Source organism: Roseateles sp. (genome assembly GCF_965229315.1).
Classification (GTDB): Bacteria; Pseudomonadota; Gammaproteobacteria; order Burkholderiales; family Burkholderiaceae_C; genus Pelomonas.
This window is the reverse complement of sequence record NZ_CBDDJA010000002.1, coordinates 2,327,842-2,354,159: the sequence shown is the minus strand read 5'-3', so window position 1 is coordinate 2,354,159 and position 26,318 is coordinate 2,327,842. Positions and strand designations below refer to the sequence as shown.

At 70.5% G+C, this 26,318-nt stretch carries 26 protein-coding genes and 1 pseudogene; 16 read left to right on the top strand and 11 right to left on the bottom strand.

Annotated features, from left to right (window positions below; genetic code table 11):
* The first annotated feature begins 27 nt into the window (after positions 1 to 27).
* The 5 genes from orn (at position 28) to ACO07H_RS15770 (ending at position 5,803) form a co-directional block, all read left to right on the top strand.
* Positions 28 to 588, top strand: coding sequence for an oligoribonuclease (orn, locus tag ACO07H_RS15790; RefSeq protein ID WP_422015797.1), 561 nt, complete (start codon positions 28 to 30; stop codon positions 586 to 588).
* Positions 585 to 977, top strand: a complete 393-nt coding sequence (locus tag ACO07H_RS15785; RefSeq protein ID WP_422015795.1) for a hypothetical protein — start codon at positions 585 to 587, stop codon at positions 975 to 977. Before orn ends, ACO07H_RS15785 begins: the two co-directional genes overlap by 4 nt.
* A gap of 42 nt (positions 978 to 1,019) precedes the next feature.
* Positions 1,020 to 2,837 carry a chorismate-binding protein gene (locus tag ACO07H_RS15780; RefSeq protein ID WP_422015793.1) on the top strand — a complete coding sequence of 606 codons (1,818 nt, stop codon included), beginning with the start codon at positions 1,020 to 1,022 and terminating at the stop codon, positions 2,835 to 2,837.
* Between the two features lie 331 nt (positions 2,838 to 3,168).
* Complete coding sequence (locus ACO07H_RS15775; protein ID WP_422015791.1) at positions 3,169 to 4,845, top strand: DEAD/DEAH box helicase; 1,677 nt, start codon at positions 3,169 to 3,171, stop codon at positions 4,843 to 4,845.
* Positions 4,846 to 5,209: 364 nt separating this feature from the next.
* On the top strand, positions 5,210 to 5,803 hold the full coding sequence (locus ACO07H_RS15770) for a DUF1294 domain-containing protein (RefSeq protein WP_422015789.1): 594 nt from the start codon (positions 5,210 to 5,212) through the stop codon (positions 5,801 to 5,803).
* On the opposite strand, the gene ACO07H_RS15765 is transcribed toward ACO07H_RS15770, so the two are convergent.
* From ACO07H_RS15765 to ACO07H_RS15755, 3 genes are all read right to left on the bottom strand, one after another.
* A complete protein-coding gene (locus ACO07H_RS15765; protein WP_422015787.1) occupies positions 5,781 to 6,506 on the bottom strand; it encodes a fumarylacetoacetate hydrolase family protein in 726 nt (241 codons plus the stop codon). The two genes, ACO07H_RS15770 and ACO07H_RS15765, sit on opposite strands and share 23 nt — an antisense overlap.
* A gap of 144 nt (positions 6,507 to 6,650) precedes the next feature.
* Positions 6,651 to 7,406, bottom strand: a complete 756-nt coding sequence (locus ACO07H_RS15760) for a PEP-CTERM sorting domain-containing protein (protein WP_422015785.1) — start codon at positions 7,404 to 7,406, stop codon at positions 6,651 to 6,653.
* 192 nt (positions 7,407 to 7,598) lie between these two features.
* On the bottom strand, positions 7,599 to 8,390 hold the full coding sequence (locus ACO07H_RS15755; RefSeq protein ID WP_422015783.1) for a DODA-type extradiol aromatic ring-opening family dioxygenase: 792 nt from the start codon (positions 8,388 to 8,390) through the stop codon (positions 7,599 to 7,601).
* 99 nt (positions 8,391 to 8,489) lie between these two features.
* Between ACO07H_RS15755 and ACO07H_RS15750 the strand changes: the two genes are divergently transcribed.
* The 8 genes from ACO07H_RS15750 to ACO07H_RS15715 all read left to right on the top strand — a co-directional run bounded on the left by ACO07H_RS15750 (position 8,490) and on the right by ACO07H_RS15715 (position 17,349).
* Positions 8,490 to 9,785, top strand: coding sequence for a hypothetical protein (locus tag ACO07H_RS15750; protein ID WP_422015782.1), 1,296 nt, complete (start codon positions 8,490 to 8,492; stop codon positions 9,783 to 9,785).
* Between the two features lie 18 nt (positions 9,786 to 9,803).
* The gene (locus ACO07H_RS15745) at positions 9,804 to 10,514 is read left to right on the top strand and encodes a hypothetical protein (RefSeq protein WP_422015780.1); all 711 of its coding nucleotides are present in this window, start codon (positions 9,804 to 9,806) and stop codon (positions 10,512 to 10,514) included.
* Complete coding sequence (locus tag ACO07H_RS15740) at positions 10,514 to 13,330, top strand: ATP-binding protein (RefSeq protein WP_422015778.1); 2,817 nt, start codon at positions 10,514 to 10,516, stop codon at positions 13,328 to 13,330. The genes ACO07H_RS15745 and ACO07H_RS15740 overlap by 1 nt, the downstream gene beginning before the upstream one ends.
* Positions 13,317 to 14,489: a hypothetical protein gene (locus ACO07H_RS15735; RefSeq protein ID WP_422015776.1), complete on the top strand. Its 1,173-nt coding sequence runs from the start codon at positions 13,317 to 13,319 to the stop codon at positions 14,487 to 14,489. Before ACO07H_RS15740 ends, ACO07H_RS15735 begins: the two co-directional genes overlap by 14 nt.
* Complete coding sequence (locus ACO07H_RS15730) at positions 14,486 to 14,932, top strand: acyl-CoA thioesterase (protein WP_422015774.1); 447 nt, start codon at positions 14,486 to 14,488, stop codon at positions 14,930 to 14,932. The genes ACO07H_RS15735 and ACO07H_RS15730 overlap by 4 nt, the downstream gene beginning before the upstream one ends.
* Positions 14,933 to 14,968: 36 nt before the next feature.
* Complete coding sequence (locus ACO07H_RS15725; protein WP_422015772.1) at positions 14,969 to 15,217, top strand: ParD-like family protein; 249 nt, start codon at positions 14,969 to 14,971, stop codon at positions 15,215 to 15,217.
* Positions 15,214 to 16,005: a type I methionyl aminopeptidase gene (map, locus tag ACO07H_RS15720; RefSeq protein ID WP_422015770.1), complete on the top strand. Its 792-nt coding sequence runs from the start codon at positions 15,214 to 15,216 to the stop codon at positions 16,003 to 16,005. The genes ACO07H_RS15725 and map overlap by 4 nt, the downstream gene beginning before the upstream one ends.
* 75 nt (positions 16,006 to 16,080) lie before the next feature.
* Positions 16,081 to 17,349, top strand: a complete 1,269-nt coding sequence (locus ACO07H_RS15715; protein WP_422015768.1) for a low temperature requirement protein A — start codon at positions 16,081 to 16,083, stop codon at positions 17,347 to 17,349.
* Between the two features lie 15 nt (positions 17,350 to 17,364).
* Here ACO07H_RS15715 and ACO07H_RS15710 read toward each other — a convergent pair whose 3' ends face one another.
* The 4 genes and pseudogenes from ACO07H_RS15710 to ACO07H_RS15695 form a co-directional block, all read right to left on the bottom strand.
* A complete protein-coding gene (locus tag ACO07H_RS15710) occupies positions 17,365 to 18,270 on the bottom strand; it encodes a S1/P1 nuclease (protein WP_422015767.1) in 906 nt (301 codons plus the stop codon).
* Between the two features lie 103 nt (positions 18,271 to 18,373).
* Positions 18,374 to 18,790 (bottom strand): PilZ domain-containing protein, encoded by a 417-nt coding sequence (locus ACO07H_RS15705; RefSeq protein ID WP_422015765.1) that lies wholly within the window; start codon positions 18,788 to 18,790, stop codon positions 18,374 to 18,376.
* Positions 18,791 to 18,920: 130 nt separating this feature from the next.
* Entirely contained in the window at positions 18,921 to 19,274 is a 354-nt protein-coding gene (locus tag ACO07H_RS15700; RefSeq protein WP_422018647.1) for an FKBP-type peptidyl-prolyl cis-trans isomerase, read from the bottom strand.
* 24 nt (positions 19,275 to 19,298) lie between these two features.
* Positions 19,299 to 19,643, bottom strand: a pseudogene (locus ACO07H_RS15695) (FKBP-type peptidyl-prolyl cis-trans isomerase); the annotation flags it as partial.
* A gap of 161 nt (positions 19,644 to 19,804) precedes the next feature.
* Between ACO07H_RS15695 and ACO07H_RS15690 the strand changes: the two are divergent.
* Positions 19,805 to 20,170, top strand: a complete 366-nt coding sequence (locus tag ACO07H_RS15690; protein ID WP_422015763.1) for a hypothetical protein — start codon at positions 19,805 to 19,807, stop codon at positions 20,168 to 20,170.
* 24 nt (positions 20,171 to 20,194) lie between these two features.
* Here the strand turns inward: ACO07H_RS15690 and gluQRS are convergent, their stop codons facing one another.
* Both gluQRS and ACO07H_RS15680 read right to left on the bottom strand, forming a co-directional pair.
* On the bottom strand, positions 20,195 to 21,079 hold the full coding sequence (gene gluQRS / locus ACO07H_RS15685) for a tRNA glutamyl-Q(34) synthetase GluQRS (protein WP_422015761.1): 885 nt from the start codon (positions 21,077 to 21,079) through the stop codon (positions 20,195 to 20,197).
* Positions 21,076 to 22,056: a LysR family transcriptional regulator gene (locus tag ACO07H_RS15680; RefSeq protein WP_422015759.1), complete on the bottom strand. Its 981-nt coding sequence runs from the start codon at positions 22,054 to 22,056 to the stop codon at positions 21,076 to 21,078. The genes gluQRS and ACO07H_RS15680 overlap by 4 nt, the downstream gene beginning before the upstream one ends.
* 101 nt (positions 22,057 to 22,157) lie before the next feature.
* Between ACO07H_RS15680 and ACO07H_RS15675 the strand changes: the two genes are divergently transcribed.
* A complete protein-coding gene (locus ACO07H_RS15675) occupies positions 22,158 to 22,880 on the top strand; it encodes a pirin family protein (protein ID WP_422015757.1) in 723 nt (240 codons plus the stop codon).
* 35 nt (positions 22,881 to 22,915) lie between these two features.
* A complete protein-coding gene (locus ACO07H_RS15670) occupies positions 22,916 to 23,476 on the top strand; it encodes a flavodoxin domain-containing protein (RefSeq protein ID WP_422015755.1) in 561 nt (186 codons plus the stop codon).
* A 3-nt stretch (positions 23,477 to 23,479) separates the two neighbouring features.
* Here ACO07H_RS15670 and ACO07H_RS15665 read toward each other — a convergent pair whose 3' ends face one another.
* Together ACO07H_RS15665 and ACO07H_RS15660 are read right to left on the bottom strand one after the other, a co-directional pair.
* Complete coding sequence (locus ACO07H_RS15665) at positions 23,480 to 24,694, bottom strand: DUF1501 domain-containing protein (protein ID WP_422015753.1); 1,215 nt, start codon at positions 24,692 to 24,694, stop codon at positions 23,480 to 23,482.
* A gap of 4 nt (positions 24,695 to 24,698) precedes the next feature.
* Positions 24,699 to 26,228 carry a DUF1800 domain-containing protein gene (locus tag ACO07H_RS15660; protein ID WP_422015751.1) on the bottom strand — a complete coding sequence of 510 codons (1,530 nt, stop codon included), beginning with the start codon at positions 26,226 to 26,228 and terminating at the stop codon, positions 24,699 to 24,701.
* Positions 26,229 to 26,318: the final 90 nt, after the last annotated feature.

Genomic DNA, 26,318 nt, shown 5'->3' with positions numbered 1-26,318 from the left:
TTGCCCATTCCCCGAGTGAGCCCCGCCATGTCCGACACCCTTGCCATCAGCGACAACAACTTGATCTGGATCGACCTCGAGATGACGGGCCTGTATCCGGACACCGACCGCATCATCGAGATCGCCGTGGTCGTGACCGACCCGCTGCTTGAAAAGCGCGTCGAAGGCCCGGTCTTCGCCGTGCACCAGAGCGACGCGACGCTCGACGCGATGGACGCCTGGAACAAGGGCACCCATGGCCGCAGCGGCCTCATCGACCGCGTCAAGGCCTCCACCATCAGCGAGGCCGACGCCGTCGCGCAGACCATCGCGTTCCTGAAGCACTACGTGCCCAAGGGCAAGAGCCCGATGTGCGGCAACAGCATCTGCCAGGACCGCCGTTTCCTCGCCAACTACATGCCCGAGCTGGAAAGCTTCTTCCACTACCGCAACCTGGACGTGTCCACGCTCAAGGAGCTGGCCAAGCGCTGGAAGCCGGCCGCGCTGGAGGGCTTCAAGAAAGCGCAGGCGCACACGGCGCTGGCCGACATCCACGAGTCCATCGACGAACTCGTGCACTACCGCACCACCTTCCTGAACCTGGCATGACGATGCGTATCGCCCTGCTGGGTCTGTCCATGCTGCTGCTGGCCGGCGCCGGGCAGGCCGTCGAGCCCGCGGCCAGCGCGCCGCGGCTGGTACAGAAAGTCGTGCGCAGCACCGACACGCGCCGCGACTGGGAGCTGGCCTACACGCTGGCCGACCGCAAGTTGAGCCTGCGCTGCATGAAGTCCATGACCGGACGCTGCGGCGTGCGCCTCGTGGACGCGCCGCGCGCGGACTCCCCCGAGGCCGACCTGCACGTCGAATGGCTGGGCGTGCCGGTCGGCAGCACCGTCGACCGCGTCCTCAAGGGCCAGGCCTATGCGCTGTGTTTTCGGCCCGACGTGGGCGACGACAAGGCCTGCGATCCGCTGTCCGCACTGACGCCGCTGTGACGCCATGAGGCCACCCCGCGCACTGCGTTCGCTGCCCGCCGAGTGCGCGCGTCAGCAGTGTCGGGCGGCCGGGCACCGCTGACCCGCCGCGTGCTGCACGCCGCCTTCGACTTCCCCCGTCATCCGCTGGCCCGCGAGGATGGCGAGCGCTTGCGCGGGGGCTGGTCCACACCGCCCGCGCGCTGGCTGCGGGCGACGCGGCCCGACGAGGTTCGCGGCGTCATCGCCGACGCCGAGGCCGCCGCCAGAGCCGGCGCCTGGGTGCTGGGCGGCCTGCGCTACGAGGCGGCCGCGGCCTTCGACCCCGTGCTGGCCACGCACGAAGCCGTGGCCCCCTTGGCCGAGTTCGCCGTCTATGACGGTCCGCCCGAGCCCTGGCCGGAGCTGCCGCCCGCGTACAGCGGCTTCCTCGGCTGGCGTGACTCGCAGCCCGACGCGACGGCCGCCATCGAGCGCATCCGCGGCTACATCCGCGCGGGGGACTGCTACCAGGTCAACCTCACCACGCGACTGCGCGCCGCTGCCGGCGTGCTCGACATCGAACAGCTCTTCCTGGCGCTGCACGCCAGCCAGCCGGGGGGCTTCAGCCTGTTCCTGCTGGATGAGCAGACCGGGGCCGGCGTGGCCAGCGTGTCGCCGGAGCTCTTCTTCGACTGGCGCCCCGTGCCCGGCGCCAAGGCCAGCTGGCTGCTCGCCGCCCAGCCGATGAAGGGCACGGCCCCGCGCGGCCGCGACCGCGTCGACGACGAGGCGGCGCAGCAGCACCTGCGCACCAGCGAGAAGGAGCGCGCCGAGAACCTGATGATCGTGGACCTGCTGCGCAACGACCTGAGCCGCGTCGCGCAGCTGGGCACGGTGCGCGTGCCGCGGCTGTTCGAGCTTCATGCGCTGCCGACGGTCTGGCAGATGACGTCCACCGTCACGGCAGTCAGCCGCGCCGGTCTCGCGCTGGCCGATGCGTTCGCGGCGCTGTTCCCCTGCGGCTCCGTCACCGGCGCACCCAAGGTGCGGGCGATGCAGGTCATCCGTGAGCTGGAGCCCATGGCACGCGGCTGGTATTGCGGTGCGCTGGGGTTGATACAGCCGGGCGGCATCGCGACCTTCAACGTCCCCATCCGCACCGTCGAGTGCCGCGAAGGCGCGCTGACCTGCGGCATCGGCAGCGCCATCACGCTGGACAGCGAGCCGGCGGCCGAGATCGCCGAGTGGCGCGCCAAGTCGCGCTTCCTGGCGCGGGCCGAGGCCCCCATCGAGGCGCTGGAGACCCTTCGGCTGCAGGACGGCGTGGCCCTGCGTGCTGAAGCGCACCTGGCGCGCATGCAGCGCACCGCACGGCACTTCGGCCTGCGCTTCTCGCCGGCTGAGGCGCGCGTCTACCTGCAGGCCGTCGCGTCGGCTCGACCGGAGGGCAGCTGGCGGCTGCGGCTGACCTGTGATGGCGAGGGGCGCCTGTCGCACACGCTGACCGCCTTCACCGCCGTGCCCGAGCCGGTGCGGCTGGCGCTGGCCGAGCGCGCCATCGCCACGCGCGGCGCGGGCGCCGAGTTCCTCGCCCACAAGACGACTCGCCGCGAAGCCTACGCGTTCGACAAGCCCGCCGAGGCCTTCGACGTGATGCTGTGGAACGAGGCGGGCGAGCTGACCGAGTGCAGCTTCGGCAATCTCGCGCTGCAGCTCGATGGCCAATGGCTGACACCGCCACTGGCCGCCGGCCTGCTGCCCGGCGTGCTGCGCGCGGAGCTGCTGGCGCAGGGGCGCCTCAGGGAGGCGCGGCTGATGCGCGAGGACCTGGCCCGCGCCGACGGCCTGGCCTTCTTCAACAGCCTGCGCGGCTGGCTGCCAGCCGTTCAGTTCGGCTGAGCGCCGTGATTTTGGTGAAAACCCTGAGCTGTGCTACAGTCGCGGCTTCGCTCGGTTCACACCGAGCTTCGTACGTCTCCTCTGACCTCGTTCGGCCCGCAGTCCTTGCGGCTTCTCGAACACCCCCTCGTGGATCGGTCGGCGGCGATGAAGCCGTCGCTTTGACTGTTCCCCCGTGCCGCACCCGACTGCAATCTGCAGCCCGAGCCGCCCGACACGAGCTTTCTCCCAGCGACTTTGACTGCTGAACGGCATGAACCGTTCAGCGCCTGCGTGTCCGCCCTCACAGCATTCCGGGCGGCATGGACGGGCTTTTGACTGAAAGAACGACATGAGTTTCGAGAACCTGGGCCTGAGCGACGTGGTCCTGAAGGCCGTGAAAGATTCCGGCTACGAGAACGCCACCGACGTGCAAACGCTCGCCATCCCCGCGGCCATCGCCAACAAGGACCTGATGGTCTCGGCGCGCACCGGCTCCGGCAAGACGGCCGCCTTCATCCTGCCGGCGCTGGAAAAGATCCTGGCCGCGCGGGGCGACGACAGCAAGCGTCGCGAGAAGGGCAAGATCTACGGCCCCAAGATCCTGGTGCTGGCGCCCACCCGTGAGCTGGCCATGCAGGTCGCCAAGGCGGCACAGACCTACGGCCGCTTCATCCCCGGTCTGAAGGTCGCGACGGTGCTGGGCGGCATGCCCTACCCGCTGCAGATCCGCCAGCTGACCGGCCCGCTGGACATCCTGATCGCGACCCCTGGCCGCCTGATCGACCACATCAACTCCGGCAAGTGCGTGCTGGGCAATGTCGAGATGCTGGTGCTGGACGAAGCCGACCGCATGCTGGACATGGGCTTCATCGACGACATCACGATGATCGCCGGCAACACCCCGGCCGAGCGCCAGACGGTGATGTTCAGCGCCACGTTCGCCGGCCACGTCGGCCGCCTGGCGCAGAACCTGTTGAAGGACCCGGAGCGCATCGAGGTGGCCAACCACACCGACACGCACGAGAACATCGAGCAGCGCCTGCACTGGGCCGACAACCCCCACCACAAGGACCAGCTGCTCGAGTCCATCCTGGCGCTGCCGGAGATGGAGCAGGCCGTGGTCTTCACCAGCACGCAGCGTGACGCCGACTGGCTGGCCGAGCGCCTGGCCGAGATCGGCCATTCGGTCGCCCCGCTGCACGGTGCGATGCCCCAGGGCAAGCGCAACCGCGTGCTGCAGGCCCTGCGCAGCAAGCAGGTGCGCGTGCTGGTGGCCACCGACGTTGCCGCCCGCGGCATCGACGTGCCGACGATCAGCCACGTCATCAACTACGGCCTGCCGATGAAGGCAGAGGACTATGTCCACCGCATCGGCCGCACCGGCCGCGCCGGCCGCCAGGGCCTGGCGATCACGCTGGGCCTGCGTGACGACGTGTCCATGATCCGCCGCATCCAGCAGTTCACGACGCAGACGATTCCGGTGCAGCAGATCGCGGGCCTGGAGCCCAAGACGCAAGAGCCGCGCATCTTCCCGCCGCGCCCGGCAGGTTCGTTCGACGACCGCGGCCCGCGTGGCCATTTCGGTGGCGGCCGCCCCGGCTTCGGCAACAAGTCCTTCCGCCGTGAAGACGGTGGCCGCCCGCAGCATGGCGGCGGCAAGCCGTTCGGCCAGGACCGTGGTTTCGCGCCGCGTGGGGACGATTCGCGTGGTTTCGCACCGCGTGACGACCGTGGCTTCCAGCCGCGCCCGGAAGGCTTCCAGCCGCGTGGCGACGAGCGTGGCTTTGCCCCGCGTGACGACCGTGGTTTCGCGCCGCGCGCTGACCGGGGCTTCCAGCCCCGCGACGAGCGCAGCTTCCAGCCGCGTGGCGACCGCCCGTTCGAAGGTGCCGGTGCCAAGCCGGCCTTCGCAGGCAAGCCCGCTTTCGGCGGCAAGCCCAGCTTCGGTGGCGGTGGTGATCGCCCGGCCTTCGGTGGCGAGCGCCGTGGCCCCGCCGGCCCGCGCAAGGGTGGCTTCGGCCGCTGATCGCTGAAGGCCGGCCTGTGCCGGCATATGCGCATACAAGAAAGCCCCGCAGGCCACCACGGCCTGCGGGGCTTTTTCGTGGCGGCGGGCTCAATAGATAGCCGACCGTGAAGCGCGCGCGCCTGTGGGCCGGCGCCCCAAGTCCAGTTCGTTGACGATGGCATCGTTGCCGTGCAGGAAGTCGTCGTGCCGGTTGCGGTGACGGCATCGGTCGCGCTTCACAATTGGTTGATAAGCCGGCTTCCCAAGCCGGGACTGTTCAGAAAAACGTCATGCTCGACCAATTCATGCGCATGGCGGTGCTGGCCACCGTCATGCGCCGTGCCATCGCGGCGTTGCAGGCGCACCTCGCGGAGCAGGCGCCATGAGCCGGCTCAAAGGCACGCTGGCGCAATGGGACGATGCCAAGGGCTACGGTTTCATCGCGCCGCAGGGCGGCGGCGACCGGGTGTTCGTCCACATCAAGGCGTTCGGCTTGCGCGCGCGGCGGCCTTTCGCCGGCGAGCGACTGAGCTTCATCGAAGGCCGTGACGCGCAGGGCAAACGCCGCGCGCTGGACGTGCAGAGCCTGGAGCCCAGGCCCGCGCCCCCGCGGCCCAGGCCGCGCGACGGCAGCCGGGCGCTGCTGCTGGTGCCTGCCTTCGCGGCCTTCGTGCTGGCCTGCCACCTGCTGTGGGGGCTGCCCAATGCGCTGTGGGGCGCCTATTCGGCCATGAGCATGGCGACCTTCATCGTCTACGCGCTGGACAAGCGCGCCGCCGGGCGCGGCGGCTGGCGCGTGGCCGAGGGCACGCTGCACGGCCTGTCGCTCGCCTGCGGCTGGCCCGGCGCGCTGCTGGCGCAGCGGCTGCTGCGGCACAAGAGCGTCAAGCCGTCGTTCCGCCGCATCTACTGGCTGACCGTGGTGATGAACGTGGCGGCCTTCGTCGCGCTGTTCACCCCGGTACTGCGGCGCTGAAGTCGCCCAGCCCGGCGAAGGCCAGCGTCATCGTGCCGCGCGCCTGCGGTGCCTCGGCCAAGGCATGCAGGCCGCCCCAGGCGCCGGTCGTGACGACGGTGCCGGCGGGCACCGTCGCGCCGTGCCGCGTCGCATGGCGCAGCCACGCGGGCAGCACGCCTGCGGGATCGGCCAACGCATGGCCGCCGCGCCGCGCGATGTCCGGCTGACCCGGCAGCGTGAAGCGCCATTCGAGCCGGGCCCAGTCCAGCGCCTGGAACGGCTGCCAGTCTCCCAGCATCAGGCCGGCGTTGCTCTGCAGGTCGGCCATGCGCAGCAAGTCCGGCGCGGCGAGGCCTTCGGCCCAGCGCGAGGCGACGCATTCGATGGCGACGCACATCGCATCGACGACGTCGTGCAGCGGCCCCTGTGCCTCGTCGCGCGTGACGGGTCGGCCGATGCGCAACGCGATCTCGGCTTCGACGCCGAGCAGCCGGCCGCCCACCGCCGGGTTCACCGGCGAATGGCTGAACGGTCCCTGCGGGCTGGCACCGCCCGATTTCCAGCGGTCAAGCGGCCAGCCGAGGGCGGTGGCAACGCCGTCCTGCACGGCATAGGCATCAGCCTCATCGCGCACGGCGTGTGCCCAGTCGGCAGCGCGCAGGCGGGTGCCCTGGTGATGGCAGGCGGTGAGCGCGCGGATCAAGTCGTCTGGTGTCGGCATGGCCTCTTCTGGCAAGTCGTGTCGTGACGGGGCGCCAGTGTCTTCGCTTTGGCGGGCCGAGCGTCGCTGCCGCGGCGATGTTGGCCTGCCCATGAAAAACACGCCCCGCGGGGCGTGTTTGCAAAGGTGGATGCCTGCTGGCGCTCAGCTGCGACGGCGACGGCTGAGGGCCACGCCGAAGAGCGCGGCGCCGACCAGGGCCATGGATGCCGGTTCCGGCAGCTCGCCCGCGGCTTCGCCCACGACCACGACGTTGAAGTCCGACGCCTTGTCCCAGCCGTTGCCCAACGACGTCCAGCTCGCGACGTTGCTCAGCGAGCCGCCGGTCAACGTGGCGCTCAGCATCAAGCCGTTGGACCCGTCCTGCGCCGAGCCGCTCAGCGCGGCGTTGGAGGCATGCATGAACGGCACCGTGTAAGTGCCGCCCGTGCCATCAAGGAAGAAGTCGAAGGTCTCGCCGGCACCGAGCAGGATGTTGACCGCGAAGTCGATCTGCGTCATCAGGATGCGGTTGCCGGTGGTGCCCTCATAGGTGCTGCTGTCCGCGTAGAAGGCCGACGTTGTCGAAAAGCCCGTCGACACCTGCCCCAGCGAACCGCCTTCGATGCCGCCCAGCAGGCTGGCCGTCGACACGGCACCGACCGCCCACAGCCGGATGGTCGTGATGGACCAGCTCTGGCTGCTGGTGTTCGTGAAGCTGTCGCCCAGCACCGTGTAGGCGCTGTTCGGGTTCGTGTAGTCGCCTTCGACCCAGGCGACGTTCGAGCGGTTGGCCCCAGCGGCATTGTTCAGATTGGCCGTCGGCAACCCTCGGTCGACGAGGACGGTCGGAGCGGCAATCGCGCTTGCGACGCTGAAGATGAGCGCAAGCGTTGTCAGGGTGGACTTGAAGCGAGACATGCGTTGTCCTTTCTGGATTTGTCGGCAACAGCGACAGACGCTGCGGCACGTGCCTCAATGAGCAAGTCTCGGGCCGTTCAAATAAATGTCTTCTTATTCAATGGCTTGCTGAATCAATGGCAGCGCCGGGCACTGGGCTTCCTGCGTGATGTAAAGAAAGCTGACAGCCTTTTGAAGGCCTGTTGCCAGCTTTCAGTCAAACCGGAAGCTGGACGCCGTGACGCCGCCCATGAAGTCGGTTTCGTGGTACGTGCAGCTTGCGGTGGCGGTTTCGGCGGCGCCGGCGGCCACCATCAAGGGCAGCAGATGCTCCTCGCGCGGGTGGGCGATTCGGGCCGAGGGCGCCAGGGCCCAGCCTTGCAGGCGCGCGCCGCGGCCTTCCGGTTGCGGCAGCACCGATTGCAGCCAGCCGTCGAACGCGGCGGACGGTTCGCGACCGGCCGTGCCGTACAGGCGCAGGTTGTGGAAGCTGAAGCCGCTGCCGAGGATCAGCACGCCTTCGTCGCGCAAGGGCGCCAGCGCCCGGCCCAGGGCCAGGTGCTCGGCCGGGTCCAGGCCGCGCCTGAGCGACAGCTGCACGACCGGCACGTCGGCGCCGGGGAACATGGGCACCAGCGTGCAGAACGCGCCGTGGTCGTAGCCGCGCCGGGCGTCGCGCGCCGCGGGCAGGCCGGCGGCCTCGATCAGCGCCACCACGCGCTCGGCGAGTGCCGGGTCGCCCGGCGCCGGGTAGACCACCTCGTAGGTGTGCGCGGGGAAGCCGCCGTAGTCGTACAGCATGCCGGGGTCGGGCGAGGTCATCACGGTGAAGGCGGTTTCCTCCCAGTGGGCCGAGATCATCAGGATGGCCTTGGGCTTCTCGGGCAACGTGGCCGGCAGCGCCTGCAGCGAGGCCTCCAGCCGGGCGTGCGCGCGGCGGTAGTCGCCGTCCATGAACGGCCAGGGGCCGCCGCCGTGGGAGAGGAAGAAGGTGGGTTGCTTCATGATGCCGTCAGCTTAGGCCGGCGTCGCCCGCTTGAGGTTCAAGCCGGCCGCTGGCAGCGCTCAAAGCCATTGAACATGGCCGACGATAATCCGCGCCCCATGTCTGAACCTCGCCACGCCCCGCCCGACGACCCGCGCTCGCCCGACGAGTTCTTCCGCGACGGCGGCGGGCCGGTGGATTCGCTGCTGTGGTGGCAGCTCGACCGCCATGACGCGCTGCTGGCGGCGCAGCGGGCGCTGTTCGGCGGCGAGGCGGCCTGGGTGCGGCTGCGGGTTTGGGTGTTCCTGGAGCTGATGGCACTGCCCGCTGCGCGGCTGGCGCGCGACGAGCTGAACCGCCATTTCCACCACGTCCGCGAAGACGCGCTGGAAACCGTGCTCAAGCGCCTGCGCGACGCCGGCCTGCTGCACTGGGAGGCCTCCACGCAGACCTACGCGATCACGCCGCTGGCGCAATCGGTGGTCGGCATGTTGCAGCCGCTGACAGCCGACCAGTCCAGCCCCGACGACGACCTCGCCGCGCTGCTGGCCGGCGTGGCCGGTGCCCACCAGCTGGGCCTGCTGCAGCCGCAGCAGTTGAACATGCTGCAGGCCCAGCTCGCCCGGCTGCGCGAGGAGTTTGCCGACGCCATGGCCAGCGGCAGCGAGTTCGAGCTGCGCCGCGCCAACGCGCGCTTCGAGCGCGCGATGACGCTGGTGGACCGTGCCAGCGACGCCGTCAAGGCCATCATCGAGCAGGCGCAGGCCAGCGGCCACGCGCGCCTGGAGCGCCTGGCGCGCGACCTCGCCAGCGCCCAGGCCAGCCTGCTGGTGATGGCCAGCCAGTTCAACCGGGCGCTGCAGCAGGCCGACCGCCAGCGCGTGACGCTGGGGTCCACCGGCGTGACGACGACCGACCTGCGCCAGTGGCTGCAGCGCGTGCCGCATCTCGATGCGATGCTCGGCGACGCACTCGCCACCACCGTGCAGCCCGTGCTGGTGGGGGCGCAGGAGCTGGTGGACGGCGCCGAGGCCGAGTTCGAGCGCGACCGCCCCAGGCCGGCCGACGCCGCCGGCCTGCCCGCCGCCCAGGCGGCACCCGATGGCCGGCTGGAGGTGCTGAGCCTGCCGCCGGAGCTGGGCGCACTGCAGGCGCTGCTCAACGGCTGGACAGCCGAGGGCCTGGGCACCCAGCCCGTGGCGCCCGCCGTGCTGGGCGGCAGCTATGCCGCCAGCGCCTACCGCGCGCAGTTGCTGCCGCTGCTGGGCGACCCGCAGGCGCACCACCTGAAAGGCGCGGCGGGCGACATGGCCCGCCAGCCCTGGCGCGTGCGCTGGAGCGCCGAGCAGGGCGAGATCGATGACGCCCACGTCGCCTGGATGAGCCGGGGTGAGCTGACTTCCACCGATGAATGACGACGGCCTGACCGCACGATGAATCCCAACCTCGACGACGCTGCCAGCCTCGCGGCCCAATTGCTGGCCCGCCGCTGGCTGCCCCGCACCCACCCGCTGGTCAAGCGCGCGCTGATCGACGCCGACCTGTGGGCCGCCGTCACTGCGCGGCTGGCCGGCGTGGGCCTGAAGCTGGTGGACAACGTCTACGCCGAGCATGTGGCCGTCGCGCTGCAGCGGCCGGCCGAGAGCGCCGTGTTCGGCGAGTCGGGCCTGGCGGCCAACAACAACCTGGAGCTGCCGCGCGACGGCGTGTCGCTGCTGGTGGTGCTGTGGAGCCTGATCATCCTGCCCAAGCGCCAGCGCCAGTTGAACCGCGCGGACGCGGCGGACGACCAGCAAGGCGAGATGTTCGCCGCCGACAAGCCGCTGCCCAGCGCCCCCAGCGTGTCGCCGCTGCTGAGCTACCGCAGCCTGCTGGCCGACTTCGGCGACCAGCTCGGCAAGAAAGTGCGTCTGGACGGCAACCTGAAAGCTCTGGAGCGCCACGGCTTCATCACGCGCCGCGGCGAGGACATCGCCGAAGGCCCGCTGCTGGACCTGCTGCTGGACTACGACCAGCTCGCGCCGCGCATCCTGGACGGTGCGCTGGCCGACGTGCTGGCCCGCGCCACCGACCCCGTGGCCGCGCCCGCGCTGGCCGCCCTCCAGGCCGCCCGCCAGGAACCAGAAGAGCCGAGCGACGACTGATGTTCCACCTCCAAACCCTCGAACTGCTGCACTGGGACTACTGCCAGCGCGTGACGCTGCCGCTGGACGGCAACATCATCACCATCGCCGGCCCCAACGGCTCGGGCAAGACCACGCTGCTGGACGCGCTGCGCACGCTGCTCGGGCTGGAGTGCTCGGGCGGCCGCACGTTCCGCACCTACGCCCGCCACGCCAACGCCGAGACCGCCTGGCTGCGCGCGTTGGTGGACAACCGCCCGCGCGGCCGGCAGAACAGCAGCCGGCCCTTCGCCAGCTCGCTGATCTACAGCGACCAGGTCACGCTGGCCTGCCGCATCGAGCGCCAGGGCGGCGACTGGGTGCGCCGCTACCTGATCGTGGAGGGCGCCGTCGAGATCGAGCAGCTGGCCGAGAAGAGCGAACGCGATTCGCTGGGCATCGAGGCCTGGCGCCGCCGACTGGAGGCCGCCGGCCTGACGCGCGCCATCGGCCGCGTGCTGGCGCTGGAGCAGGGCCAGACCGACCGCCTCTGCGAGCTGAGCCCGAAGGAGCTGCTGCGCCTGGTCTTCGAAGTGTTCGGCGACCAGGAGGTGCTGGACCGCTACGAACAGGCGCGCAGCCACCAGCAGCAGCTCGCCAAGGAAGTCCAGGCCGCCGAGGGCGAGCTGGCGCGCACGCAGGCGCAGCTGTCCGAGCTGGCGAACCGCGTCAACAACTACAGGCAGTGGCAGCTGAAGATCGCCGAGCGCGAGCGGCTGGCCACCGAGGTGCTGCCGGTCATGCAGTGGAGCGAGGCGCGCGATCGCCTGGCGCGCGAGGGCCGCGAGCTGCACCGCGCCCGGCTGTTCGCCGCCGCCGATGCGCGGGCGCTGTCCGCCAAGCGTGCCGGCTTGCACCAGCTGTTTGCCGACCACGAGGCGGCGAAGAAGCGGCTGGTCGAACTGGAGGCCGAGAAGCGCGAAACCCGCGCCGCCTTCGACATGGCGCGCGATGCCGAGAAGCCGGTGGAGGCCACCGTGAAGCGCGAGGACGAGTTGCGTGCGCTGGCCGATGTGGAGGCCGACGCCGCCGCGCTGGCCGCCCGCACCCAGGCCCTGGCCGCCGAGCGCGACCGACTGCGCGGCGACTACACGCGCTGGAACGACAAGCTGGTGCACGTGCAGGGCCTGCTGTCCGACTTGAAGGACAAGCGCCTGCCGCCGCCGCCGTCCGAGGTCAGGCCGCTGCGCCAGGCGCTGGACGAGGCAGGCATCGCCCACCACGTCGTGGCCGACAGCATCGACATCGCCGACGAGCGCTGGCGCGAGTCCGCCGAGGGCGTGCTGCGCGGCTCGCGCTGGGTCGTCGTGCTGAAGCAGCGCAGCGACGAGGCGCGCGCCTTCGCCATTGCAGCCCGGCAGAAGTACCGCCACTACGTCGTCTCCGACGCCGCGCCCGTGCCGCAGGCCCGGCCCGGCTCGCTGCTGGCCGCGCTGAAGGTCAGCGCGCCGCTGCCGACGTGGCTGGCGCGACAGCTCGACGGCATCCGCTGCGTGGCCAGCACCGAGGAAGGCTCGGGCCTTGGCGGCGAGTGGATCACGCCGGACGCCTACTACCGCGACGGCCGCGGCGGCCGCAGCGTCGCCATTCCCGCGTCCGACCATCAGTTCGGCGCCAACGCGGTGGCGGGTCGCCGCGCATCGCTGGAGGGCGAGCTGGCCCGCGTCGACAAGGAACTCACCGGCATCGCCAAGGCACAGGCCGAGGTGGAGCGCCAGCTCAAGGACGCGCAACGCGCCGCCCAGGGCCACAAGGCGGCCATGGAGCTCTCCGAGCGTGCCGACGAATTCGCCGAGGCACGCGCGCGGCTGCCGGTGCTGACGCAGGCACGGGCCGAAGCCGCCACGCGCTGGAGCACGACCGAGGCCGAGTACAACCGGCTGCTGAAGGCGTCCGGCGTGCACGAGCAGAACTACGAGCGGGCGCAGCTGGAGCTGAAGGAAGGCGAGGAGCGCCAGGCCCGCACCGGGCGCGAGCACGCCGAGCGCCGCAAGACGCTGCACGCGGCAGCGGCGGCCTCGCGCGAGGCCGGAGCCCGGTTTCCGCCACGCTGGGTCACGGCCATCGCGCTGGCCGCGCTTCGCCATGAGTTCGAGAACGCCAAGCAGGCGGACCTCCGTGTCCACCACGTGGATCAGGAACTGGAGAAAGGCGTCTGGGAGACGGACGCCACCGTCATCGACCGCCACCTGCGCATGGAAATGCAGGTGCGTGAAGAGGAGGTGCAGCTCAGCGACCGCCGCGCCAGCAATGCGCTGGCCTCTACCGCGGCCAGCAACGCCCGCGAGCGCTACATCGACGTGCTGCGTGCCACGGTGCGCCGCTACAAGAAGAACGTCGCCGAGCTGGGCGAGCTGGCCGGCGTCGCCGCCGAGGCGCAGCTGCCCCACCTGGACAACGACGACACCGTGCTGGCCCAGGCCGGCCTGCAGGTCAAGTTCAACTTCGACGGCAAGGGCGAGGTGGGCCTGAACGACGGCGAGGCCTCGGGCGGCCAGCAGGTGCTCAAGAGCCTGATCCTGCTGGTGGGTTTGATGAAGGACGACGAGACGCCCGGCGGCTTCGTCTTCATCGATGAGCCCTTTGCCCACCTGGACGTGCGCAACATCCAGCTCGTCGGCCACTTCCTGCGCAGCACCCGCGCCCAGTACCTGCTCACCACCCCGATCACGCACAACGTGGAGGTCTTCGAGCCCAGCGAGATCACGCTGGTGACGAGCAAGAAGCCGCGCGGCGAACGCTGGGCGCCGCCGATTGCGGTGCTGGCGAGAAGGCCGGAGAAGAGTGAGTACGCGTGAGCTGAGCGCCGACCGCTCGCGCCGCCACCGGGCGGCGCAGGCACCCGTATGGCCGCCGACCCTGCCTGCGCTGGACGTGGACGAGCGCGAGCTGCTGGCCGACTGGCTGCGCGGCAGCGCCGACAGCCGGCCGTGGACGGCGCTGCTCGATGCGGCCGGCGCTGCGCGCATCGAGCTGGCCGACCGCTTGGCCGACAGGGCGCTCGCCGCCGGCCTGTTCACGCTGAAGGAGAAGTTCGAGCGCGGTCGCTGGCTGCGCGCCGGCGTGGCCTGGGTCGGGCTGGAGGCCTTGCAGGCCGCCTTGGGCCTGCCCACGCGCGGCCAGCGGGACGGCGAGCGCCAGGCGCTGGCCGACCAGCTCGCCACGTTGATGGCCGACGCGTTGGTGGGCGAGGCGGCGCAGGACCTGGCCGAGTCGCGCATGGCCGTCAAGCCGGCCCAGGCACGCGCCGCACTGCTGCAGGCGCTGATCACCTGGGTGGCGGCCGGCCGGCAAGGGCTGCGGCGCGACTTCGCGCTTCACCTGGACCACACCAAGGCGGTGGGGGAGGGCGAATGGGCCTGGCTGGAACGCCACTTCGACCTGCCGGCGCTGGGCATCGGCCCTTTCGCGCCCACGCTGACACTGGCGGGCGCGGCCTCGCTCGTCTGGCCCGGCGCGCGCCGGCTCGACCTGGCCGCACTGCCCTTCGTCACCCTGCCCGCCGAGGCGCTGGCGCCGCTGCTGGCCGTCGAGACTGCGCCCACCCGCTGGTGGCTGATCGAGAACCGCGCCAGCTTCGAGAAGCAGGCGGCGCGACTGGCGCCGGGCACGCTGCTGGTCTGGGTGGCCGGCCGGCCGACGCGGGCCTGGGCGGCTGCGGTCGGCCGCCTGCTCGCGCTGGCCCCGGCGCCCGCGGCCATCAGCGCAGACGCAGACCCGGCCGGCATCGAGATTGCGCTCGCTGCGGCCCGGCCCTGGGTCGACCGCGACCTGCCCTGGCAGCCCGAGGCGATGGAGCCGGCGCGGCTGTCTCACCCGCGCGCCCAGGCCCTGGGCACTCACGACCGGGCCACGCTGGCCCGGCTCGCGCAGGCTGGCCTGCCACCGATGCTGGTCGCTTTGCGCGATGCGATGCTGGCGCGTGGCCTGAAGGCCGAGCAGGAGGGCTGGTTGTGATCGATCTCTGGGACTATCCGTCGCCCTTCACGCTGGCGCTGGCGCCTGCCGCCGAGCACATCGACGGGCTGGGCCACACCAACAACGCCGTCTACGTGCAGTGGTGCGAGCAGGCCGGCTGGGCGCACTCCGAGGCGCTGGGCCTGTCGCTCGCCGACTACCGCCGGCTGGACCGCGCGATGGCGATTCGAGAGGGACATTACGAGTACCTGCTGCCGTCCTTCGAAGGCGAGGCGCTGGTGCTGGGCACCTGGCTGACCGCCAGCGATGGCAAGCTGACGATGGAGCGGCGCTTCCAGCTCAAGCGCGCCAGCGACGGCGCCACGCTGGTGCGTGGCCGCTGGGCGCTGGTGTGCATCGAGATCAGCAGCGGCCGGCCGCGGCGCATGCCGGCGGAGTTCCTGGGCATCTACGACGCGGCCGTGGTGCGGCGGAACGGTTGATATACGTTTCGTATACGAATCGTATATAGTCCCGGCATGGGAATCGTCAAAATCTCCGATCCGATGCACGAGAGCCTGCGCGTTGCGAGCCAGGCCTTGTCGCGCTCCATCAACGCCCAGGCCGAGCACTGGATGCGCATCGGCATGCTGGCCGAACTGCATCCGCAGCTGTCGCACAGCGAGATCTGCCAACTGCTGATCCGCGCCGAGCAGGAGGGCGGGCTGGACCTGGCACGCCTGGCCGGCTGGACGCGGCAGCCCAAGGCCAAGGGAGCGCGGGCATGAAGAGCATCAAGCTGCGCACACCCGAGCAGGTGGCCAGGGCGCGTGAGGCGGGGCATCTGATCGCCGAGGTGCTGGCCATGCTGAAGCCGCACGTGGTGCCCGGCGTGACGACCGAGGAACTGGACAAGCTCTGCCACGACTACATCGTCGACACGCTCAAGTGCATCCCGTCCAACGTCGGCTACCACGGCTACCCGAAGACGGCCTGCATCTCGCCCAACCACGTGGTCTGCCACGGCATCCCGTCCAAGGACAAGCGCCTGAAGAAGGGCGACATCGTCAACGTGGACGTGACGCTGACCAAGGACGGCTGGTTCGGCGACAGCAGCCGCATGTTCATCGTCGGCGAGGCCAATGTGCTGGCGCGCCGGCTCGTCAACACGACTTACGAGGCGCTGCGCGCCGGCATCCGCCAGGTGCGCCCGGGCGCGACGCTGGGCGATGTGGGCCACGCCATCCAGACCGTGGCGCAGGCGGCCGGCTTCAGCATCGTGCGCGAGTACGGCGGCCACGGCATCGGCGACATCTATCACGACGCGCCGCACGTCAACCACTTCGGCCGCCCGGGCGAGGGCCTGAAGCTGGAGGAGGGCATGATCTTCACGATCGAGCCCATGCTGAACGCCGGTGCGGCCGGCATCCGCGAGCTGAACGACGGCTGGACGGTGGTGACGCGCGACCACTCGCTGTCAGCCCAGTTCGAGCACATGGTGACCGTGACGGCCGACGGCTTCGAGGTGCTGACGCCGTGGCCGGACGGCCTGGGCGACTACCCCGCCATCGACTGACCGCTGGCCGCGGCTGCTGGAGGCCAGGGCAGGGCGCCATACTTCGCACCGCCCCAATCTCTCGACGACCGCAGCATGAGCCCAGCCCACCAAGAAGCCGGCGCGACCCCGATCCCGACCCACCGCCTGCGCCGCATGCTCGGCCGGGACCCGCATGAGCAGGGCCGTGTCGCGACGCCGCTGGAACTGCTGTTCGACCTGGTCTTCGTCGTCGCCATCGGCCAGGCGGCCAGCCAGTTGGCGCATCTGCTGGCGGAGGGCCATGTCGGCGCGGCGATCGGCGGCTTCGTGTTCTCGATGTATGCGGTGATCTGGGCGTGGATCAACTACGCGTGGTTCGCCTCGGCCTTCGACACCGACGACTGGGTGCACCGGCTGGTCACGATGGTGCAGATGGTGGGCGTGACCGTCATCGGCCTGGGTCTGCCGGCGGTCTTTCATTCGCTGGATTCCGACCATGGCATCGACAACGGCGTGGTCGTCGCCGGCTATGTGGTCATGCGCGTGGCCATGCTGTTCCACTGGCTGCGCGCGGCCCGCCAGGCGCCGCAATGCGCGGCCACCTGCCGCACCTATGTGTGGACCATCGGCATCGCGCAGATCGGCTGGATCGCGACCGCGTTGCTGCCGCTGACGACCGCACAGGCTGCCATCGCCGCGGTGCTGCTGCTGGCCATCGAACTCGGCGGGCCGTACCTGGCCGAGACGCGCCACGGCGGCTCCCCCTGGCACGCCCACCACATCGCCGAGCGCTACAGCCTGCTGGCCATCATTGCGCTGGGCGAGGGCATCGTCGGCACGGTGGCCTCGCTGTCGGCCATCGTCGAGGTGCAGGGCTGGACGGTGGACGCGGTCCTCATCGCCGTGGCGGGGATGGGCCTCACCTTCGGCATGTGGTGGGTCTACTTCCTCGTGCCGGCGGGCGAGGTGCTGCATGCGCGCCGCGAGCGCTCCTTCACCTGGGGCTACGGCAGCATGATCGTCTTCGCGGCCATTGCGGCCACGGGTGCGGGCCTGCACGTGGCGGGCCTGGCCATCGAGCACAAGGCTCACATCGGCACGGTGGCCGTCGTGCTGTCGCTGGCCGTGCCGGTGGGCATCTACCTGCTGGCGCTGTACTGGCTTTACAGCGTGCTGTACCGCGACTGGCGCTGGTTCCACAGCCTGCTGCTGGCGCCGACCGGGGCCGTGCTGGCGACCGCGCCGCTGCTGGCCGCGGCCGGCGTGTCGATGGCGGTCTGCCTGCTTGTCGTCATGCTGGCGCCGGCCGTCAGCGTGGTGGCCTACGAGGCCTGGGGCTACCGCCGCGCTGGCGAGGCGTTGCAGCTCGCACTGCGCCACTGACGGGCGCTGCGGGGCCTACTTGAAGGCGTCGTTGAGCAGGTTCGCCAGGCGCACGGACGCCTTGGCCAGCGCGCGGCGGGCGACGGGCAGGGCGCGCGCCTCGTAGGTCGCATCGAGCACCTCGCCTTCGCCGTCGTGATCGTCGACGAAGGTCTTCTCGCCGCTGAAGTTGTAGGCCACTTTCTTCGCGTCGGCGTTGGACTCCGCCGCCCAGTCGTCGATGCCGCCGGCCGACCAGTTGGCGGCGTTGGCCGGCGTGATGAGCTTGGCCACGCTGGCCGCGGCGACGGGCACGGTCGTGCCCAGCTTCTTCACCAGGTCGGTGTCCCAATAGGCGTGCAGGTTGCTGTGGCGGTTGGATGGCGCGATCTCGACCGCCACGCCGTTGCCGCCGCTGTCCTGGTGGTTGGCCGCATGCAGCGGCTGGTGCAGGTCGCCCACCAGATGCAGCACGAACTTCAGCGCCAGCGTCTTCTCGGCGACGGACGTGTCCGGGCTGGTCAGTTCCTTCCGGAACTGCACGAGCTTGTCCACGACGCAGGCATTCGCAGGGCCTTGGCTGGCGGCGACGCCGTCCGGCAGCGGCTTGCGGCCATCGCAGGCGTCGTCCAGCGTGCCGCCGTCGAGTTCGATGTCGACGAAATGCCATTTCCGCGTGGCGCGGTAATGCACCTGTGTCGTGTTGCGGTCGGCGTCGCGGTACTTGTCGGCCCAGGTCGCGCGGCTGGTGAAGTCCGGGGCGGTGAGCTTGTCGGCGTCCTTCGCGAGCAAGGCGTCGACGGCTTTCCTGGCCTTGGGCGTCAGGCGCTTGTAGGCCAACGAGGCGACCACCTGGTGGCCTTCATCGCCCCAGGCGAAGCTGGCCGACGGCACGACCAGCGCGGCGGCGACGAGGACGGCGTGGATGTGGACAGCATGCATGGCAGGTCTTCCCGCGGCAGGGATTGCCGGCGCCGCGAGTGTTGCGGGCCGGCGAGGCCTTGGGAAGCGCCGCGGCGCGGCGGCGTCAGCAGCCTTGGGGACGTCAGGCGAGCGCCGCCATCTGCTCCACCAGCACGCAGCGCACCCACTTGCGGGCCGTGATCTGCGCCGTCTGCGTGCGCAGGAACTCCTCGGCCTGCGAGTTGGGCGATTCGAACTCGAAGCCGCAGAGCTGCACGAGCTGGCTCAGCGGCCGGGTCCAGACGCGGCGCACGGCCGCGCTGAACAGCGGCACGCCTTCGTCTTCGCCCAGCAGCAGGCGCAACTCGTAGTGCCGGGCCTCCAGCGCCGGCTCGGCCGCGGCCAGGACCTGCAGGCCGGCCTCGCTGAGGTTGACGACGACGCCGCCGCGCGCGTCGGACAGGCCCTCGGGCTTGATGACCCACACCGGCAGCTGTTCATGCTCGGCGGGCACCAGGAAGAACTCGACACGGGGGAAGCGGCGGTGGTCAATCGACATGGCTCGGGCCTGGTGGGTGGAGAGTCCGGATCACAGCATCCGCGAATGACAGCCGCTTGTCAGCACAAGTCCTGCCGCCCCGCTTGGCTTTATGGGGGGCGCCGCGAAGGCAGCGCCCTGCAGCCGGGCGTCAGACGGCCAGCAGCTCGACCTCGAACAGCAGTGTTGCGTTCGGCGGGATCACGCCGCCCGCGCCGTGGGCGCCATAGCCCAGCTCCGGGGGCAGCACCAGCATGCGCGTGCCGCCGACCTTCATGCCCTGCACGCCTTCGTCCCAACCCTGGATGACCTCGCCGCCGCCGAGGCGGAACTTGAACGGCTGGCCGCGGTCCTTGCTGGAATCGAACTTCTTGCCCTTCATGCCGTCCTTGTAGAGCCAGCCGGTGTAGTGCACCGACACGCGCTGGCCCTTGGTGGCTTCGGCGCCTTCACCGACGACGACATCCTCGTGCTGCAGACCGCTGGCCGTGGTGTGCAGGTTCAGCTCGACAGGCTCCGCGCCGCCGGCCAGGCCCAGCAGCTCGACCTCGAAGCACAGCGTCGCGTTGGGCGGGATCACGCCGCCGGCACCGCGTGCGCCATAGCCCAGCTCGGCCGGGATGATGAGCGTGCGCTTGCCGCCGATCTGCATGCCCTGCACGCCTTCGTCCCAGCCCTTGATGACCATGCCGGCCCCCAGCTCGAACTCGAACGAGTCGCCGCGGTCCTTGCTGGAGTCGAACTTGGCCGTCTTGGCGCCATCGGTCCAGAGCCAGCCGGTGTAGTGCACGGTGACGTCGTGGCCCGCCTGGGCCGGGTTGCCGTCGCCGACGACGGTGTCTTCGAACTGAAGGCCGCTGGGCGTGGTGTTCATGCGAAATCCTTGAGGTGGGTGAATGGGCTGATTGTCGCCGCGGCGACGAGGGCATCGGCCTGGGACCTTACCAAGCGACGACCCGGATTTCGCCCCTGAATATCATTCGGTCACCACTTTTGAGCCACACGATGACCGCGCCCACAGCAACCTGCCGAGCCTTGCGCACCGCCCTGCTGGAATTGCATCGCCTGCTGCTGGACCTGGAGCGCCGCCACTATGAGAAGGCCCATGGCGCCCAGAGCGCCGGGGATTTCCTGCAGGTTGTGGCGTTTTCGGATGAGATGCGCTGGCTTGAGCCGCTCAGCCGGCTCATCGTCATGCTCGATGAAGCGCTGGATCTCGATGGCGATGCCGCCCTGACGCCCGCAGCCGTGGCGTCCCGCCTGCGCGAGCTGCTCACGCTGGACCGCAGCGGCGACGGCAGTTTCGCCGCGCGCTACACCGAGCACGTCGACACCTCGCCCGAGCTGGTCCACCGGCATGCGCAGGTGCTGTCGGTCGTCAGGCAGGTGCCTCAGGCCTGACGGCAGCCGCCGGGCACGCCGCCGTCATCCGGTCTGCGCGGATCGCCAGCCTGCGACGGCGACGTGCAGGAGTTCGCGCAGGTGCAGGTCGCCCGCATCGAGCCTAAGTCCCAGTTGGGCGCCGGCGGCGCGGATCCGTGCCGCCGGCTCGGCCAGGTCCACCGCCGCCGCGCCGTTCTGCTTGGACAGCTTGTGGCCGTCCGCTGCCAGCACCAGCGGCGTGTGCAGGTAGCGCGGCGTGGGCAGGCCCAGGGCGCGTTGCAGCGCGATCTGGCGCGGCGTGTTGTCGGCCAGGTCCTCGCCGCGCACCACATCGGTGATGCCTTGCTCGGCGTCGTCGACGACCACGGCCAGCTGGTAGGCCCACAGCCCGTCGGCGCGCTTGAGCACGAAGTCCCCGACCTGCGTTTCAAGGTCCTGCGACTGCGGGCCGAGCCGCCGGTCCTGCCAGGCCAGGCGCCCATGGACGCGAAAGCGCCACGCGCGCACGGGCCGGCCGCGGGTGCCGCCGTGCTCGGGCCTGCAGGTGCCGGGGTAGACCAGTTCGCCATGCCTGACGCGCGGGCCGGCCGTGCGCTCGATGGCGGCGGCGATCTCGGCGCGCGTGCAGGCGCAGCCGTAGACATGGCCCGACGCGATCAGACGGTCCAACGCAGCCTGGTAGACGTCGCCCCGGCGCGACTGCCAGACGGGTGGTTCGTCCGGCACCAGGCCCAGCGCGGCGAGTTGCCCGAGGATGACCTGGTCCGTGCCGGGCGGGCAGCGCGGCCCGTCCACGTCTTCGATGCGCACCAGCCATCGCCCGCCGTTCGCGCGCGCATCCAGCCAACTGGCGAGCGCGGCGACGAGCGAGCCGTCGTGCAGCGGGCCGGTGGGCGAGGGGGCGAAGCGGCCGCGATAGGTCGTCAAAGGAGCAGCCCTTCGTGTTGCTCCAGCAGCGCCTTGCGCGTGGTCTCGCTGCGCAGGCGCTGCAGCCACCAGGCCAGCGCCTTGCCCGGCGGGTGGCCGCTTCCCGCCGGGTTCTCGCGCCAGGCGTAGTGCATGGTGCCGGTGCGCAGCCCTTCGTAGGTGGTCTTGCGCACCAGGCGGCCGGCCTCGATGTGGCGGCTGACCATGGCCAGCGGCACGGAGCCGCAGCCCAGGCCGCGCAGGAGACCCTCGACCTTGGACGCCAGCGACGGCAGCGTCAGCACGTCCTGGCCCGGCAGCACGCCGACAGTGATGGGCGCGAGCTGGCGGGCGCTGTCGGCCACCGTGATGATGCGGTGCTCGGCGATCTGCACGGCGCTCAGCGGCTCCGTCGCCGTGGCGAGCGGGTGGTGTGGCGCGATGCAGAAGGCGAACTCCAGCACGCCCAGCGGCTCGGACTGGAGGGCCGCGTTGGGCATGCGCGCGGGCACGCCGACGGCGATGTCGGCCTGGCCGTTCAGCAGCGCCTCCCACGTGCCGGCCAGCACCTCCACGCGCAGCTTGAGCCGCGTGGGGGGCGCGCCGCCGCCGTCCAGCCGCTGGGCGTAGAAGGCCGCCATCAGGTCGAACACGGCGCGGCGGGCAAGGGCGTCGTCCACGGCGAGCGTCAGCTCGCTCTCCCAGCCGGTGGCGATGCGGCGCACGCGGTTGGCCACGGCGTCCAGCTCCTGCAGCAGCCGCCGGCCTTCCACCAGGAGCTCCTGCCCGGCCGAGGTCAGCACCGCCTGGCGCGAGCTGCGGTCGAACAGCAGCACGTCCAGCGCGTCTTCGAGCTGGCGCACCGAGTACGTCAGCGCCGACGGCACGCGGCCCATCTCGCGCGCCGCCGCAGCAAAGCTGCCGGTGCGGGCGATGGTGTCCATCATGGTCAGCGCCTCGGGCGTCAAGGCCCGGCGTTTGTCTTGGGGGTGCGACATTCGTTCAGTCTATTTGAACGATGTCCCCAGCACGGGCTCACCGATGCCCGCCGGTACGACGCCTACATTCATCTCACTGAACCGACGAAGAGGCGCCCACCGTGTTGCAACTGATCAAGTCCTGTGACCGCGGCTACGCCGATCACGGCTGGCTGAAGTCCTTCCACAGCTTCTCCTTCGCCGATTACCACGACCCGGCCCGCATGGGTTTCGGGGCGCTGCGCGTCATCAACGAGGACAAGATCGCGCCGGGCACCGGCTTCGGCACGCATGGCCACCGCGACATGGAGATCATCAGCTACGTGCTCTCCGGCGAATTGGCGCACAAGGACAGCATGGGCAACGGCGAGGCCGGGGCGGCCAACGCCGGCGTGATCCGTCCCGGCGACGTGCAGCGCATGAGCGCGGGCACCGGCGTGCGGCACAGCGAGTTCAACCACGCCAAGGACCAGACCACGCACTTCCTGCAGATCTGGCTCATCCCCGATGCGCGCGGCATCGCGCCGAGCTACGAGCAAAAGCATTTCGACGCCGGCGCCAAGCGCGGCACGTTGCGTCTGGTGGCGGCCAACGACGGCGCCGAGGGCGCCGTGACCATCCACACCGACGCGAGGCTGTACGCCGGCCTCTTCGACGGGGCCGAAGCCGCTGAACTGGGCCTGGCGGACGGCCGCATGGCCTACGTGCACGTGGTGCGTGGATCGCTTACCGTGAACGGCCAAGACCTGACGGCGGGTGATGCCTTGCAGGTTCGCCAAACATCGCGCCTCGCCTTTGCGGCAGGCCAGGATGCCGAAGTGCTCGTCTTCGACCTGGTCGCCTGATTCCCGTTTCCACCTACCCACGAGAGGAAATTCCCATGAGCAAGATCGTCGTCCTGTACCACTCCGGCTACGGCCACACGAAGAAGGTCGCCGAGGCCGTCGCTGGCGCCGCGGGCGCGCAGCTGATCGCCATCGATGCGGAAGGCAACATCACCGAAGCCGACTGGGCCACGCTGGCCGCGGCCGACGCCATCGTCTTCGGCACGCCGACCTACATGGGTGGCGCGAGCTGGCAGTTCAAGAAGTTCGCCGATGCGAGCAGCAAGCCCTGGTACGCGCAGCTCTGGAAGGACAAGATCGCCGCTGGGTTCACCAACTCGGCCACGCTGAACGGCGACAAGCAGGGCACGGTGCAGTACCTGCATACGCTCAGCCAGCAGCACGGCATGATCTGGGTCGGCATGGGCCTGAAGGCGCCCAACCACAAGGCCGCCACGCGCGACGACGTGAACAACCTCGGCGGCTATGCCGGCCTCATCACGCAGACGCCCAGCGATGCCTCGGCCGAGGAAATGGTCCCCGGCGACATCGCCACGGCCAAGCACTTCGGCGAACGCATCAAGGCCGTGACCGACCGCTGGACGAAGGCGGCCTGAGGCTCAGACCAGCCCGATGTCGCGCGCGCTGGCCCCCGGGAACACGGCGGCCAGCTGCGCGTCGTTCAGGCCGTACATGCGCCGGAACAGCCCGCCGAGCAGCGACCGGTACTCGTTGAGCACGGGATAGTCGCGGTTCTGGAACAGCGTGGACGCGTTGACGGCGACCTGCTCGCCGGCGATGCGCCCACCCTTCACACCGCCGCCCAGCACCCAGTAGGCGCTGCCGTGGCCGTGGTCCGTGCCGCGGTTGCCGTTCTCGCGGAAGGTGCGGCCGAACTCGCTCACCACGACGACCACGGTGTTGTTCCACTGCGGCCCCATCTCGTCGGCGAAGAGGGCCAGGCCCTTGCCCAGTTCGCCGAGCTTGGTGGCGAGTTGCCCCGTGGCGCCGCCTTCGCCCACGTGCGTGTCCCAGCCGCCCACGTCGATGAAGCCCAGCGTGACACGGTCCCGCATCAGCCGCGCGACGCGGCGCGCCTCCAGCGCGAAGCCCTTGGCCGCGATGGCGTTGCGGCTGGCGGCTTCCATCTCACCGGCCTCGGCGGACATGGAGCGCGTCACCTCGTCGCGCACCTCGAAGCCGCCGCTGACCGTGCCGGCCAGCCGCGTGCCGGCGTACATGCCGGCAATCGTCTGCGCCTGCGCCGCGTTGATGGCAGGCTTGCCGAGGTCGCGCAGTGCCTGGTTGGCCACGGGCAGCTTGCCGCGCAGGATCAGCGGCACCTGGTCGGTGAAGGCCATGGCCTCCAGCCGCGAGCCGCTGCCCAGCACCCCCGCGAGCCGGTTCATGAAGCCGCTGCGGAAATCGCGGTTGCCGCCGGCCACGTCGTCGGGCTGGCCCAGCTCGATGTGGTCCTGCGTCTCGAAGTGGCTGCGCGAGGTGTCATTGGTGCCGGCGAACGGCACGAACACCGCCTGGCTCTTGAGCCACAGCGGGTGGATGCTGTCGGCCAGCGCGGGCGCCAGTCCCCAGTCGCCGTCCAGTGGCAGCGCGGCCGTCTTGGCGATGGCGATGTTGGGGCGCGACTCGTAGTAAAAGCTCGACGAGGTCGGCACCAGCAGGTTGGCGGCGTCGTAGGCGCCGCGCAGGAAGACGACGAGCAGGCGCGGCGTCTCGGGCGAAGCCGTGGCCGCGGGTGCGGCCCAGAGCTGCATGGGCAGTGCGCTGGCGAGACCGGCCCCGAGGCCGAGTTGGAGCAGGGTGCGGCGTTTCATCGGGTCACCTGTTCATGAAGTCCGGGGAGGCGAGCAGGAAGGTGTTCCATTCCTGCGGCGAGGTGGCGGCGGCCAGCGCCTGCTGCGTGGCCGCGGGCAGTCGCGGCGCGATGCCTTCGTAGTACAGCGGCGTGGCGAGTTGCGGGAAGGCCGGGCGGTCCTGCTTCTCGCCTTCGGCCTTGAACAACCCGGCGCTGCCGCTGCCGATGGCGCGGGCGATCTCGAAGCGCGTGGTCATCTGGCCGGGGCCCGCCCAGGCGTTCTCGTCCAGCGCGTAGCCGTCGGGCGTCTGGCGGTTGTAGGGCGCCTGGCCCAGGCGGTACAGCCAGCCGATCATGGGTGCGGTGTTCAGCACCACCTTGTCGGCATAGGCCAGCCGCACGGCGGAGACGACGTAGTGCGTCGGGTCCTTGAACTTGCGGCCCAGCGACGCCTCGAACTCGGGCGAACCGATCATCGTGCGCATCACGTCGGCGATGCGGCCGTCGGTCTGCCGCCAGCGCTCGGCCATGCGCTCCACCAGCGCAGGCGGCGGCTCGTCGGCGACGAAGTACTGGGCCAGCTTGCGGCTCACGAAGCGGGCCGTGCTCGGGTGCCGGGCCAGCAGGTCCAGCACCTGGTCGACCTCGGCGAAGCCCTGGCCCTTGATGGTGGTGCCCAGCAGCTGCTTGTCGCCGAAGTCGTGCCGCGCGGGGTTGAACTCCATCAGCCCGTCGCGCCGGTACTGGGCCTCCTGGGCGGGCTTCAGTTTCGGCTTGTTGTCGGTCAGGTTCACGCCCAGGCCGGTCAGCACGCGGGCCAGCTCCTGCACGTCATGCTGGCTGTAGCCGCCGCCGATGCCCAGCGTGTGCAGCTCCAGCAGCTCGCGGGCGTAGTTCTCGTTGATGCGGTTGGCGGCGTTCTGCTCGTTGTCGAGGTAGCGCAGCATGGCCGGGTGATGGGCCGTGTAGCCCAGCAGGTCGCGGAAGCGCCCCAGCGAACGTTCGCGCAGGCCTTGCTCGTAGTCGCCCACCATGGCGCGGATGTTGGCCTTGTACTGGTGGACGTTGAAGTGGTTGAACCAGAACCAGGTGAGCTGTTCCTGCACCTGGTTGGGTGAGTACAGCGCGTTCAGCAGCGCGCGCCCCGAGGCGTCGCGCGCCAGCTTGGTCAACGCCTGCTGGTAGTCCTTCTGCGCGGCGGCCTTGGCGGTGTCGTCGGTGAGTGCGTCGGCAGCCTTGCGCTGCGCTTCCATCTGCTGCACCTGCGCCGCCATGGGCTGCTGCGACACGCCCAGTGCCTGGATCTGAGCCTGTGCGGCGTCGGGCAGCACGCCCTTGGGCTGCAGTTGCGCATCCAGCCAGGCCGCGCGGCCGGTGCGACGCAACTGCTGCAATTCCGGCGTCGTGGCGCCCCAGCTCAGGCGATCCAGCCAGAGCGTGTCCTGAGGAGCGCTGGTGGCAGCGGCGGCGGCCGTGGGTGAGGTCGGCGCGCTGGCGCAACCGATCAAGGCGAAGGTGGCGCTGAGCGCGAGGGCGGCGGTGGCAAGCTTCATGGCGGCCTCATGATGAGGCTGTCCAACGCCCGCTGTCGAGCGCGCGTTGACGCGCGCAACAAGTCTTCACGTCACCGAGTGTGCACCGCG

Excerpts from the sequence above, each read along its gene's own strand:
- ACO07H_RS15745 (WP_422015780.1), top strand. The coding sequence starts at position 9,804 with ATGAATCCCAACCTCGACGACGCTGCCAGCCTCGCGGCCCAATTGCTG.
- ACO07H_RS15725 (WP_422015772.1), top strand. The coding sequence starts at position 14,969 with ATGGGAATCGTCAAAATCTCCGATCCGATGCACGAGAGCCTGCGCGTT.
- ACO07H_RS15785 (WP_422015795.1), top strand. The coding sequence starts at position 585 with ATGACGATGCGTATCGCCCTGCTGGGTCTGTCCATGCTGCTGCTGGCC.
- map (WP_422015770.1), top strand. The coding sequence starts at position 15,214 with ATGAAGAGCATCAAGCTGCGCACACCCGAGCAGGTGGCCAGGGCGCGT.
- ACO07H_RS15760 (WP_422015785.1), bottom strand. The coding sequence starts at position 7,406 with ATGTCTCGCTTCAAGTCCACCCTGACAACGCTTGCGCTCATCTTCAGC.
- ACO07H_RS15705 (WP_422015765.1), bottom strand. The coding sequence starts at position 18,790 with ATGTCGATTGACCACCGCCGCTTCCCCCGTGTCGAGTTCTTCCTGGTG.
- ACO07H_RS15740 (WP_422015778.1), top strand. The coding sequence starts at position 10,514 with ATGTTCCACCTCCAAACCCTCGAACTGCTGCACTGGGACTACTGCCAG.
- ACO07H_RS15775 (WP_422015791.1), top strand. The coding sequence starts at position 3,169 with ATGAGTTTCGAGAACCTGGGCCTGAGCGACGTGGTCCTGAAGGCCGTG.
- ACO07H_RS15670 (WP_422015755.1), top strand. The coding sequence starts at position 22,916 with ATGAGCAAGATCGTCGTCCTGTACCACTCCGGCTACGGCCACACGAAG.
- ACO07H_RS15750 (WP_422015782.1), top strand. The coding sequence starts at position 8,490 with ATGTCTGAACCTCGCCACGCCCCGCCCGACGACCCGCGCTCGCCCGAC.
- ACO07H_RS15680 (WP_422015759.1), bottom strand. The coding sequence starts at position 22,056 with ATGTCGCACCCCCAAGACAAACGCCGGGCCTTGACGCCCGAGGCGCTG.
- ACO07H_RS15715 (WP_422015768.1), top strand. The coding sequence starts at position 16,081 with ATGAGCCCAGCCCACCAAGAAGCCGGCGCGACCCCGATCCCGACCCAC.
- ACO07H_RS15710 (WP_422015767.1), bottom strand. The coding sequence starts at position 18,270 with ATGCATGCTGTCCACATCCACGCCGTCCTCGTCGCCGCCGCGCTGGTC.
- ACO07H_RS15770 (WP_422015789.1), top strand. The coding sequence starts at position 5,210 with ATGAGCCGGCTCAAAGGCACGCTGGCGCAATGGGACGATGCCAAGGGC.
- ACO07H_RS15660 (WP_422015751.1), bottom strand. The coding sequence starts at position 26,228 with ATGAAGCTTGCCACCGCCGCCCTCGCGCTCAGCGCCACCTTCGCCTTG.
- ACO07H_RS15665 (WP_422015753.1), bottom strand. The coding sequence starts at position 24,694 with ATGAAACGCCGCACCCTGCTCCAACTCGGCCTCGGGGCCGGTCTCGCC.
- ACO07H_RS15755 (WP_422015783.1), bottom strand. The coding sequence starts at position 8,390 with ATGAAGCAACCCACCTTCTTCCTCTCCCACGGCGGCGGCCCCTGGCCG.
- orn (WP_422015797.1), top strand. The coding sequence starts at position 28 with ATGTCCGACACCCTTGCCATCAGCGACAACAACTTGATCTGGATCGAC.
- ACO07H_RS15765 (WP_422015787.1), bottom strand. The coding sequence starts at position 6,506 with ATGCCGACACCAGACGACTTGATCCGCGCGCTCACCGCCTGCCATCAC.